This is a genomic window from Halobacillus naozhouensis (genome assembly GCF_029714185.1).
Classification (GTDB): Bacteria; Bacillota; Bacilli; order Bacillales; family Halobacillaceae; genus Halobacillus_A; species Halobacillus_A naozhouensis.
Map to the genome: position 1 here is coordinate 1962640 of NZ_CP121671.1, position 12416 is coordinate 1975055.

Below are 12416 nucleotides of genomic sequence, written 5' to 3' on the forward strand. Positions count from 1 at the left end.
GCGTTTTTTTCTTATAGCTGGAAAATGAATAGTTATTAAATTGTACATAATGGCAAGAAACGACCGATATACCAATTACAGAAGGATGTAACTCATGCGCGAATTAACGATAAAAGACATTAAGTATAAATTAGATACGAATCAATTCTCTAACTCTGAACGAGAATTATTAAGAAAAGATCACCGAAAAGGCGTACATAAACTCTTAAAGCAATATGATGTTCGGCAGGAAAGAAAGCTAGAATTAAAGAAACAATACGAACAAATGCTTTCGATAGAAAACGAGGCGCGAACTTCAGGGAAGAAGTGGATCGCCGGGATTGATGAAGCCGGGAGAGGCCCGCTCGCGGGCCCTGTAGTGGCAGCAGCTGTTATTTTACCAGCTTCGTTCTATTTAGAGGGGCTTAATGACTCCAAGCAATTGTCCCCTATCCAGCGAGAAGACTTTTTTGAAGTCATAAAAAAAGAAGCAGATTATGGAGTGGGCACGGTCAGCAATGAAGAAATCGATCAATGGAATATTTACCGCGCCGCAAAAATGGCGATGAAGCAAGCGGTAGAGCAATTACCGATTCCCCCTGATCATCTGTTAATTGATGCGATGACACTTGAAGGGATGACAGGTTCACAGCAATCGCTTGTGAAAGGCGACCAGCGAAGTGTGTCGATCGCAGCTGCAAGTATTATAGCCAAAGTAACGCGTGACCGTGTTATGAAGAGAATTGATGAACAGTACCCTGATTACGATTTTGCCTCTAATCAAGGGTATGGCACGCAGCAGCATTTACGTGCGTTAGCGACATATGGACCCACTCCATATCATCGCAAAAGTTTCGCACCAGTGAAGGATCTTATTCACTCTTAAAAGGAGGGCACCTCTATGAGCCTAAGTCCTTCCCCTTTATTTAAAGCATTTCATCAGACAGCTGCGTTAAAATCAGAGCAGCCGCCTAAAGTTGGACACATTGTAGCGGGAAGGATGGTTAAGCAACTTCCTGAACAGCGAGCGCTGGTGCAGGTGGGAAACCGTCAGTTTGCCGTTCAGCTCGAAGCTCCGTTACATCAGGGGAAAAGGTATTTGTTTCAAGTAACAGCGGTTGGTGATGTATTAACATGGAAAGTGCTTTCTGAACAGGCTGCAGTGATCAAGCCGAATGCGATTGGCAGTCTGTTAAAGCAATTAGGGGTAAGAGCGACGAAACGCAATACGGACTTTCTGCTGCAGCTGATGCAGCAGGGTGTTTCATTTACTAAAAAAGATCTTTCCTTTGCCTTCCATACATTGCAAAAGCATAAAGGCAGCAGCATGGCTACCGAAACATTGCTACACATGTTTCGGAGACAATTACCGATAAAACCAGGAGTATTTTCCGCCCTCATGACAAGGCAGAGTATGTCTTTGACAGATCAGCTTGGGCGAATTTATGAGCAACTCCTTCAATCAAAAGAAGCTTCTCAACAGCGTCTTCCTGACTTAATTGGATTACTTTCAGGAAAACAAACTGCACACAGCTTTAAGGAAGAAGCATTAACAAGACTATTATCTGACATGGAGAAAGGGAATAAGACTACCTTTCTCTTGTTTAAACAAGCCGGTATCGTTGGCAGACAAGTCAGTTTTGAACAATTTCATAAAAGTTTCCAGCGTTTAATTCAACCACACATGAAGGCTGGACAGGTTAGAGAGACGCACGTAAAAAACTTAATAAACTCCGGCATATCGATCCCGTATACAAGTTCCGGTCAACAGGCTGAAGCTGACTTACAAAAGCTGTTTGCCCAGCAGCTGTCATTGTCAACAAAAGAGTTGATGATGGTCAGAGAGTGGAGCAAGCAATTAGGAAGGGCATTTACCAAGGAACAACTAGCAGACAGTTCCGGTCAGAGCAGGTTACAAACACAATTTCAAGCGCTTTCTTTAGCCGGGGTACTAAAGAAACTAGCTCCTTACCTCGGGTCTCAAACGATGGAGGTCCTCTCAGACATCTCGCAAAATCCATCGACAAGTTCTGCTAAGACGTCGCATGCTTTAACAGCCTTAGAGAGTATGTTGTCCAGACAGGTTCCTGATTCAATGAAAGCCGCTTTAGTGGAGTGGATGGTCCGACTGCAAACACTGCAGGCTAATATGGGCGGGAAAGAGACATTTCTTGCCAAAATAAAGCTGATGCATCTGCTTTCCGGAATCAATCATGAATCCCATGTAAAAGCTGGTTTGCAAGGGCAAAATCACTCGACACAAGAGGAAACCGTGAAATCTATGCTGCTGCAGCATGTTCAGGAAAATCTGTCAAAAAGCTATGACACAGCCAGGCAGCTTATCCAGCTCCTGAGTGGTATTCAACTTGTCTCCCAGCAGGAAACTGGGCAAATGCTTCAACTTGCTTTTACTTTTCCGGGGGACTTGCTGAAACTGGACCAGGACATCCAAATGAACATGGAAGGAAAGAAGAATAAGGATGGCGAGATTGACCCAGACTCCTGCCATATTATGTTTTTCTTGCGATTAAAGAATTTAAAGGATACAGTCATTGATTTGTCTATTGTTGAACGTCGGGTAGCGGTTACGATTTATAATCAAATGGAAGCAGCTGAGCCGATTGCCAACGGCCATAAGACAATGGTAAAAGACGGGTTGGAGAAATTAGGTTATGAATTGTCATCGCTTAGAGTAAAGCAATCCAATGAACAGCACGATGTCCAGCAAAGTTCATCTCCACATCATGATTATAAGGGAGTCGATATTCGTATATGAAGTACAAACGTAAAGAAGCGATCGCGCTTGGTTATCAGGAAGTAAGGGATGATGCTCCACAAGTACTGGCCAAGGGGAAAGGTATTGTAGCGGATAACATTTTAGAAAAAGCAAGGAAAAACAATGTGCCCATCCAGGAGGATGCAACATTAGTTGAACTGCTGTCCGAATTAAATATTAACGAACACATTCCTGAAGAATTATATCATGTAGTCGCAGAAGTATTTGCATTTATTTACCGTACGGATCAGGAAATGGAAAAGAACTAAGTCTACATAACCTGATGAGGGTAAACTAATGAACGACTTTCGACATAAAGAGAGGTTACTGTGGACAATTGACAGCGTTTTTTTATACAATGGGAATGCAGTGAAATTTGATGGGAGGATGAAACATGAACATTCACGAGTATCAAGGAAAACAAATTATGCGCGATTTTGGCGTATCAGTGCCAAATGGCCATGTGGCTTATACCGTAGATGAAGCTGTTGATGCAGCTAAGAAGCTGGGGAGCGATGTCACAGTTGTAAAAGCACAGATCCACGCAGGCGGACGCGGAAAAGCCGGCGGTGTTAAGATTGCTAAAAATCTTGATGAAGTGCGTACATACGCAAATGAAATCTTAGGTAAGAATCTAGTAACCCATCAGACCGGACCAGAAGGGAAAGAAGTAAAGCGTTTACTGATCGAAGAAGGCTGCGACATTAAGAGCGAATACTATGTCGGACTTGTATTAGATCGTGCCACGAGTAAAGTAACGATGATGGCTTCTGAAGAAGGCGGAACTGAAATTGAAGAGGTAGCAGAGGAAACACCTGAGAAGATCTTTAAAGAGGTGATCGACCCTGTTACCGGATTGACACCATTCCAGGCGCGTCGTTTGGCGTTTAATATTAATATTCCTAAAGAATCATTAGGCAAAGCTGTGAAGTTTATGCTGGGTCTTTATGATGTTTTTGTGAAAAAAGATTGCTCGATTGCAGAAATTAACCCGCTTGTAACGACTGGCGACGGAGACGTATTGGCACTTGACTCTAAGCTGAACTTTGATGATAATGCCTTGTTCCGTCAGAAAGACGTTGCGGAACTACGCGACCTTGAAGAAGAAGATCCAAAAGAAGTAGAAGCGTCTAAATATGACCTCAGCTACATTGCTTTAGATGGTAATATCGGCTGTATGGTTAATGGTGCCGGACTTGCTATGGCGACAATGGATACGATTAAGCATTATAGTGGCGATCCTGCCAACTTCCTAGATGTAGGCGGCGGAGCTACTACTGAAAAAGTAACCGAAGCATTTAAGATTATTTTATCTGATGACAATGTGAAAGGTATTTTCGTTAACATTTTCGGTGGCATTATGAAGTGTGACATTATCGCTGAAGGTGTTGTCGAAGCCACGAAACAGATTGGATTAACACTTCCGCTTGTCGTGCGTCTTGAAGGCACGAACGTTGAAGCTGGTAAGAAGATCCTTGAAGAGTCTGGATTAAATATTACGTCTGCTGACTCCATGGCAGATGGCGCTCAAAAAATCGTAGAACTAGTTAAGTAGGAAAGGCGGGGAATCTGATGAGTGTATATATTAATAAAGATACAAAAGTTATTGTGCAAGGAATTACAGGCTCTACAGCTTTATTCCATACAAAACAGATGGTTGAATACGGTACACAAATCGTTGGTGGAGTAACGCCTGGTAAAGGCGGTACCGAAGTGGAAGGAATTCCAGTATTTAATACGGTTTCTGAAGCAGTTGAAAAAACAGGTGCCAATGCATCTGTCATTTACGTGCCTGCTCCATTTGCTGCTGACGCTATAATGGAAGCAACAGATGCAGACATGGATTTGGCGATTTGCATCACTGAACATATTCCAGTTATGGATATGGTAAAAGTTAAACGTTATATGGAAGGGAAGAGAACTCGCCTAGTTGGGCCAAACTGCCCAGGAGTGATTACCCCTGATGAATGTAAAATTGGTATTATGCCTGGATATATCCATAAAAAAGGTCATGTAGGAGTAGTCTCTCGTTCTGGTACCCTTACGTATGAAGCAGTTCATCAATTGTCTGAAGCCGGAGTAGGACAATCTACTGCTGTAGGAATCGGCGGAGACCCTGTAAATGGGACAGACTTCATTGACGTGCTAAAAGCCTTTAATGAAGATGCAGATACAGAAGCAGTGATTATGATTGGTGAAATCGGCGGTACAGCTGAAGAAGAAGCTGCAGAATGGGTGAAAGAAAACATGGATAAGCCGGTTGTCGGCTTTATCGGCGGACGTACAGCTCCTCCAGGAAAACGCATGGGCCACGCTGGTGCGATTATTTCCGGTGGTAAAGGGACTGCCGATGAAAAGATCCGGGTTATGAATGAGTGCGGAATCGAAGTTGCAGAAACACCATCTGTGATGGGTGAAACGCTGATCAATGTTTTGAAAAAAGAAAACTTGTATGAAAAATGTAAAACACATTAATCATTCAATGTAAGGGAGAACTGCGCTTATCCGGCGCAGTTCTCTTTATCCTATTAACAAAAGAAAGAGGCTGATAGATGAACACGTTCAGGCAACATTTAATCCGTTTACATGACTGTCCGTATGTGACACGTAAGTTACTAAGAACTTGGTTAAAGGAAGACCCCAGCTTATCTGATCTCCTGATAATTTCCCCTAAAGAGATAGCTTCTATCCTTCAAATAACACAAGAAAAAGCCCGGTCGATTTACATCTACCTTCATGATTCAACTATAATGAAGAAACTCGACATAAATGAACATAAATACAAATGTGTGACTTATTTTGACGAAGAGTATCCTGCTTTATTGAAAATCATTCCTGACCCTCCTCTCGTCCTTTATACACTTGGCGACATAGAGCTGTTGCAACATCCTTTAACACTTAGTGTAGTCGGAACACGGACACCATCGAAATATGCCTTTCCCGCTATGAAGCAAATTCTCCTCCCTCTCATTCAATCTAATTTCTGTCTTGTAAGCGGTATGGCTGTCGGGGTTGATCAGCACGCCCATCAATTAGCTGTGCAGCATAAAGGTACTACTATAGCTGTGATGGGATCAGGCTTTGAACAGCTTTATCCGAGAAACAATCTGCCATTATTTACACATTTGTGCGAACATCACCTGGTTATTAGCGAATATCCCCCTGACCGGCCGCCAAGAAAGTTTCATTTCCCGGAACGAAATCGGATTATCTCCGGACTATCTGAGGCTACACTTGTGATTGAGGCAAGACTAAAAAGTGGTTCACTCATTACTGTAGATCAGGCTCTTGAACAAGGACGGGAAGTTTTGTCATTGCCAGGATCGATTGGAAGCAGTACAAGTGAAGGATGCCATGCCATTATTCAGGAAGGAGCACGGCTGGTTCAGAGCCATCAGGATGTTCTGTCAGCCTATAGGGAAAAAATTAATTAATCTTCCTGAAAATTGCATTTTGACAAAGGTTCATTCCCCTTGAAAACGAAAAAAATAAACCGGTGAAGTTTGACAAACGGTTTCATTGTATTTAATAATAGGGAAGATTTATAAAACGAAAAGGCAAAACTGAAATACACCTCTATGGGAGGAACCTAAATGGCAGACTATCTTGTAATTGTTGAATCACCAGCAAAAGCAAAAACAATTGAACGTTATCTCGGAAAAAAATATAAAGTAAAGGCTTCACTTGGACACGTACGTGACCTTCCCAGAAGTCAGATGGGTGTAAATGTAGAAGAGGAATTTGAACCAAAGTATATTACGATTCGCGGAAAAGGGCCTGTTTTAAAAGAACTAAAGGCCGCAGCTAAGAAAGCGAAACGCGTTTATCTGGCAGCTGACCCCGATCGTGAAGGGGAAGCCATTGCCTGGCACTTGGCACATAGCTTAGACATTGATGATCAGTCAAAGTGCCGTGTCGTGTTTAATGAGATCACCAAAGAAGCGATTAAAGATTCGTTTAAACAACCGCGCTCGATTGATTCTCATTTAGTAGATGCCCAGCAGGCAAGACGGATTTTAGACCGGCTCGTTGGGTACAACATCAGTCCGATTCTGTGGAAAAAGGTTAAAAAAGGACTGAGTGCAGGCCGTGTTCAATCCGTGGCTGTAAAAATTATCATCGATCGTGAAAATGAAATTAAAAATTTCAAGCCTGAAGAATACTGGACGATCGAAGCGGATTTTTTCAAAGGCAAAGAAACCTTTGAAGGAGCTTTTTACGGAATAGATGGAAAAAAGAAAGAATTAAAAACGAAAGAGGATGTAGAAGCCGTTCAAAAGAAGCTTAAAGGTGATGAGTACTCGATTGATAAGGTAAATAAGCGGGAACGTAAACGAAACCCATCTTTACCTTTCACCACCTCTTCTCTACAACAGGAAGCAGCGAGAAAGCTCAACTTTAGAGCCAAAAAGACAATGATGCTTGCCCAGCAGCTTTATGAAGGGATTGATCTTGGGGGTAAACAGGGTACAGCAGGTTTAATCACTTATATGCGTACAGATTCCACTAGACTTTCCAACACGGCTAAGGAAGAAGCAAAGAATTACATTGAGTCCACTTTTGGCAAAGAATTTTTAGGAAAAGGAAAAGCCTCTAAAAAACAAGAAGGGGCACAGGACGCACACGAAGCGATCCGGCCGACAAGTGCTTCCCGTGATCCGAAATCGATGAAGAGTGCGTTATCAAGAGATCAGCATCGTCTCTATAAGCTCATTTGGGAGCGGTTTATCTCAAGTCAAATGGCACCAGCTGTCCTTGACACGATGACTGTTCACTTGTTGAATCAAGGGGTAGAATTCAGAGCAACCGGCTCAAAAGTTAAATTCAAAGGATTTATGAAGGTTTATATCGAAGGCAATGATGATAATAAAAAAGAGAAAGATAAAATGCTTCCTAAGCTTGAAGAAGGAATGACGGTGAAGGCGAAGGACATTAAACCGAATCAACACTTTACCCAGCCGCCGCCGCGATATACGGAAGCACGTTTAGTAAAAACGCTGGAGGAGCTCGGCATTGGCCGGCCTTCCACTTATGCTCCGACGCTTGATGTTATCCAGCGGCGAGGCTATGTTGCCCTTGATAATAAACGATTCGTTCCAACTGAGCTTGGGGAAATTGTTCTGGAAGCACTCAAAGAGTACTTTCCGGAAATCATCGATGCCGGCTTTACGAAAGAAATGGAAGATGACCTCGACTCCATTGAAGAAGGAAAAAGTAATTGGGTATCGGTTATTTCCGAATTTTATCAGGAATTCGAACCAAGACTGGAAAAGGCAGAAAAAGAAATGGAAGAGGTCGAAATTAAAGACGAACCTGCGGGAATTGATTGTGAAAAATGCGGACATGAAATGGTTTATAAAATGGGTCGATACGGAAAGTTTTTAGCCTGCTCGAACTTTCCGGATTGTCGAAATACGAAGCCGATTCTTAAAACGGTTGGCGTTACCTGTCCTAAATGTAACGAAGGAGAGGTCGTAGAAAGAAAGAGCAAGAAGAATCGTAAATTCTATGGATGTGATCGGTATCCTGAGTGCGACTTTATTTCCTGGGATAAGCCGATTTCAAGACCTTGTCCACGATGTGAATCACTGCTGGTTGAAAAACGCTCCAAGAAAGGAACGCAAATCCAATGTACGGAGTGTGACTACAAAGAGCAGCCGCAATCTTAACTTAATGACCCGCATTTCGCTTTAATAAGGGCCAGCAGCTGGAATTTCAGCTGCTGGCCCTGCTTTTTTTATAAATGAATTGACACAAGTCTTAGAGACGGCTATAATTACGGTTTGGTAAGTATGTTTACTTGACAGCTAAATAGGTTATTCTAATAAGTAGCCTTACATAAAATGACTCCTGTGCGGTTGTTCAAGATAAAAGTGTTGGAAACAATTCAGAATTTTGTTACAGTTTTATTAAAGCCATTGTGATTCATAGGATAGTTGTGGTAAAATTTAAGCGCCTTTGCGGGGGTGAACTATGGCAAAACTGACTGAATATAAACGATTATTTTTAGAATATCTCCAAATCGAAAAGAATGCGTCTCCATTAACAGTAAGACATTATGGTGATGATATCACAGCGTTTTTTGCTTTTCTGGAGTCAGAATCAATTAAGTCGTTAGAGGATGTTGACTACTCGGTGATCCGAGTATATCTCACGAAGCTTTATGAGGAAAACATGGCCCGTAAAAGTATGGCCAGGAAGATTTCTTCGTTGCGGAGCTTTTACCGGTTTTTAGAACGTGAAGAATTTGTGAAACATAATCCATTTGTAAACGTAAAACTACCTAAGAAAGATCAGCTGATTCCGGAGTTTTTTTATGAAGAAGAACTGAACCTGTTGTTTTCTGTCAGTGACTGCTCTACAGCTCTGGGACAGAGAAACCAAGCTATTCTTGAGCTGCTGTATGGTACAGGGATACGGGTGAGTGAATGTGTGCAGCTAGAAGAATCTCACATCGATTTTTCGCTTTCGACTTTACTCGTGTATGGAAAAGGCAGAAAAGAAAGGTATGTTCCATTCGGCCAATTTGCGGGGGAAGCACTGCGAAACTATCTCAGCCATGCCCGGCCCCTATTAGTTAAAAAAGCCCGGCCTGTGGAGAAGTTGTTCGTAAACGCAAAAGGCGGACCACTTACAGCACGAGGGGTGCGCTTGATCCTGGATAAGATGGTAAAGGAAGCAGCGTTAACTGTAGATATCCACCCCCATAAATTAAGACACTCTTTTGCGACTCATTTATTGAATGCAGGGGCAGATTTACGTTCAGTTCAGGAGTTACTCGGGCATGAGCATTTATCGTCGACACAAATTTACACTCATGTAACGAAAGACAGGCTTCAGCAGGTGTATATGAATAGCCATCCGCGAGCCAATAAGTAACGAGGTGATGTTAGTGGATCAACAATTTCATGCGACGACAATTTTTGCTGTACAGCACAACGGAACAAGTGCTATGAGTGGCGACGGCCAGGTGACGCTCGGGAATCAGGTTGTGATGAAACATAAAGCTGTGAAAGTCCGCAAGCTTTTTAATGACCAGGTACTGGCAGGGTTTGCAGGTTCTGTTGCCGATGCCTTTACTTTATTTGAAAAATTCGAAGCGAAGCTCGAAGCCTATGATGGAAATCTTGCCAGGGCATCTGTTGAATTAGCGAAGGAATGGCGCAGTGACAAAGTGTTAAGAAAGCTTGAAGCCATGTTAATTGTGATGGATAAGAGCAAAATGTTTCTCGTATCGGGCACCGGAGAAGTAATAGAACCTGATGACGGCATTTTAGCGATCGGCTCAGGAGGTAATTTTGCTTTAAGTGCCGGCCGTGCTTTAAAAAGGTACTCACCAGATCAATCTGCCAGGCAAATTGCACAGGCAGCTCTTGAAATCGCTGGTGAAATCTGTGTGTTTACGAACGACCAGATAACTCTTGAAGTTCTGGAATAGGAGGCTGATGAAATGTCATTAGATTTAACGCCTAAACAAATTGTGGAGCGTCTCGATCAATATATCATCGGACAGACGAATGCGAAAAAGTCTGTGGCTGTTGCCCTAAGGAACCGCTACAGAAGGATGAAACTAACCGATGACATTAAAGAAGAAGTCGTACCTAAAAACATCCTTATGATGGGCCCTACCGGGGTAGGTAAAACAGAGGTAGCCCGCCGCCTGGCTAAGCTCGTCGGAGCCCCGTTTGTAAAAGTTGAAGCAACGAAGTTTACGGAAGTAGGCTACGTAGGCCGTGATGTAGAATCTATGGTTCGTGACTTAGTTGAAATGGCTGTTCGGATGGTGAAAGAGGAAAAAATTGAAGCAGTCCGGGAAACAGCTAAAGAACAGGCGAATAAGCGGTTGATCAAACTGCTGGTCCCGTCTAAGGAAAAACAGTCTTCCAATTTTAAAAACCCGTTAGAGATGTTGTTTCAGCAAGGCAATCAGCAGCAAACCGAATCAACTTCTGACCAGGAAGAAACAGAAATCAAGAACAAACGACAGCGAATCAAGCACCAACTGGAATTAGGCGAACTTGAAGATCATATGGTGACGATTGAAGTCGAAGAATCTCAATCATCTATGTTTGACATGCTGCAAGGTTCGGGAATGGAACAAATGGGCATGAACATGCAGGATGCCTTCAGTCAGTTCATGCCAAAGAAGAAGAAGAAACGGAAACTTCCTGTAAGTGAAGCGCGAAAAGTACTTACTCAAGAAGAAGCACAAAAACTCGTTGATATGGATGAAGTCGGCCAGCAGGCTGTGGAAAAAGTCGAGCAGTCAGGCATCATTTTTATTGACGAAATTGATAAAGTAGCTGCTAAGGGCGATAACCAGGCTAATGTATCAAGAGAAGGCGTACAGCGGGATATCCTTCCCATTGTAGAGGGTTCTACTATTGTCACGAAGTACGGCCCCGTGTCTACAGACCATATTTTGTTTGTGGCAGCCGGTGCCTTTCATATGGCAAAGCCTTCTGATTTAATCCCGGAATTACAAGGTCGTTTTCCGATTCGGGTAGAATTAAATAAACTGACAGTGGAAGATTTCCGCAGTATCTTAGTGGAACCTTCTAATGCTCTATTAAAGCAATATAAGGCACTTTTAGAAACTGAAGGTATAAAGGTCGAATTTTCTGACGATGCTATTACTAGAATTGCTGAAATTGCTTATGAAGTGAATCAGGAGACAGATAATATCGGGGCCAGACGTCTGCATACCATTTTAGAAAAGTTACTAGAAGATTTATCATTTGAAGCGCCGGATGTGACATTGGAAACGATAGACATAACCCCTCAATATGTAGACAGTAAACTATCTACTATTGTTAAAAATAAAGATTTAAGCAGGTTCATACTGTAGTGAATTTACTCAAGGAGGAACAATAATGGAATTATTAAATCGAGCAAGAAGAATTAATGCAATGCTACAAAAAACAACGGGAAAATCGGTGGACTTTAATGATATGTCTGCTACATTAAGAGATGTCATCTCAGCAAACACTTTTGTTGTCAGCCGTCGAGGAAAATTACTTGGATTTGCTATCAAACAGGAAATTGAAAATGAACGAATGCAGGCGATGTTAACTGAACGTCAGTTCCCGCAAGAATACACTCAAAATCTTTTTAACATCCAGGAAACAACTCCTAACCTTGATATGAATAGTGAATACACAGCTTTTCCGGTAGAAAATAGGGAGTTATTTGAAGATGGCCTTACTACCATTGTCCCGATCATTGGCGGTGGTCAACGTCTGGGTACATTGATCTTAAGCCGGCTCAATAGCAGTTTTGAGGAAGATGATCTCTTATTAGCCGAATACGGGGCAACTGTAGTTGGAATGGAAATCCTTCACGAGAAAACAGAAGAAATTGAGCAGGAAGCGCGCAGTAAAGCCGTGGTACAAATGGCGATCAGTTCATTGTCCTACAGTGAACTAGAAGCGATCGAGCATATTTTCGAAGAATTAGAAGGTAATGAAGGGTTGCTCGTTGCCAGTAAGATTGCAGATCGCGTTGGAATCACCCGTTCTGTTATCGTGAATGCTTTGCGTAAACTGGAAAGTGCCGGAGTTATTGAATCACGTTCGTTAGGAATGAAAGGTACGTACATTAAAGTTCTTAATAATAATTTCTTAGTAGAACTTCAAAAACTTCGTTCAAATTAATAGAAAAT

11 protein-coding genes are annotated in these 12416 nt (G+C 42.3%); all 11 read left to right on the top strand.

The features are described 5' to 3' along the window. Positions 1–94: 94 nt before the first annotated feature. The 11 genes from P9989_RS10325 (at position 95) to codY (ending at position 12408) form a co-directional block, all read left to right on the top strand. Complete coding sequence (locus P9989_RS10325; RefSeq protein ID WP_283078666.1) at positions 95–865, top strand: ribonuclease HII; 771 nt, start codon at positions 95–97, stop codon at positions 863–865. 15 nt (positions 866–880) lie between these two features. Continuing rightward, positions 881–2755, top strand: coding sequence for a hypothetical protein (locus tag P9989_RS10330; RefSeq protein ID WP_283078667.1), 1875 nt, complete (start codon positions 881–883; stop codon positions 2753–2755). After that, positions 2752–3024 carry an EscU/YscU/HrcU family type III secretion system export apparatus switch protein gene (locus P9989_RS10335; RefSeq protein WP_283078668.1) on the top strand — a complete coding sequence of 91 codons (273 nt, stop codon included), beginning with the start codon at positions 2752–2754 and terminating at the stop codon, positions 3022–3024. The genes P9989_RS10330 and P9989_RS10335 overlap by 4 nt, the downstream gene beginning before the upstream one ends. 125 nt (positions 3025–3149) lie before the next feature. Then, on the top strand, positions 3150–4310 hold the full coding sequence (gene sucC / locus P9989_RS10340; protein ID WP_283078669.1) for an ADP-forming succinate--CoA ligase subunit beta: 1161 nt from the start codon (positions 3150–3152) through the stop codon (positions 4308–4310). A gap of 17 nt (positions 4311–4327) precedes the next feature. Then, on the top strand, positions 4328–5230 hold the full coding sequence (sucD, locus tag P9989_RS10345) for a succinate--CoA ligase subunit alpha (RefSeq protein WP_283078670.1): 903 nt from the start codon (positions 4328–4330) through the stop codon (positions 5228–5230). A gap of 77 nt (positions 5231–5307) precedes the next feature. Next, the gene (gene dprA, locus P9989_RS10350; protein ID WP_283078671.1) at positions 5308–6189 is read left to right on the top strand and encodes a DNA-processing protein DprA; all 882 of its coding nucleotides are present in this window, start codon (positions 5308–5310) and stop codon (positions 6187–6189) included. 159 nt (positions 6190–6348) lie between these two features. After that, a complete protein-coding gene (gene topA, locus P9989_RS10355) occupies positions 6349–8424 on the top strand; it encodes a type I DNA topoisomerase (protein WP_283078672.1) in 2076 nt (691 codons plus the stop codon). A gap of 304 nt (positions 8425–8728) precedes the next feature. Further along, entirely contained in the window at positions 8729–9634 is a 906-nt protein-coding gene (gene xerC, locus P9989_RS10360) for a tyrosine recombinase XerC (RefSeq protein ID WP_283078673.1), read from the top strand. Between the two features lie 13 nt (positions 9635–9647). Then, complete coding sequence (gene hslV / locus P9989_RS10365; protein WP_283078674.1) at positions 9648–10193, top strand: ATP-dependent protease subunit HslV; 546 nt, start codon at positions 9648–9650, stop codon at positions 10191–10193. A gap of 12 nt (positions 10194–10205) precedes the next feature. Next, positions 10206–11603, top strand: a complete 1398-nt coding sequence (hslU, locus tag P9989_RS10370) for an ATP-dependent protease ATPase subunit HslU (protein WP_283078675.1) — start codon at positions 10206–10208, stop codon at positions 11601–11603. 25 nt (positions 11604–11628) lie between these two features. Continuing rightward, complete coding sequence (gene codY, locus P9989_RS10375) at positions 11629–12408, top strand: GTP-sensing pleiotropic transcriptional regulator CodY (RefSeq protein WP_283078676.1); 780 nt, start codon at positions 11629–11631, stop codon at positions 12406–12408. Positions 12409–12416: the final 8 nt, after the last annotated feature.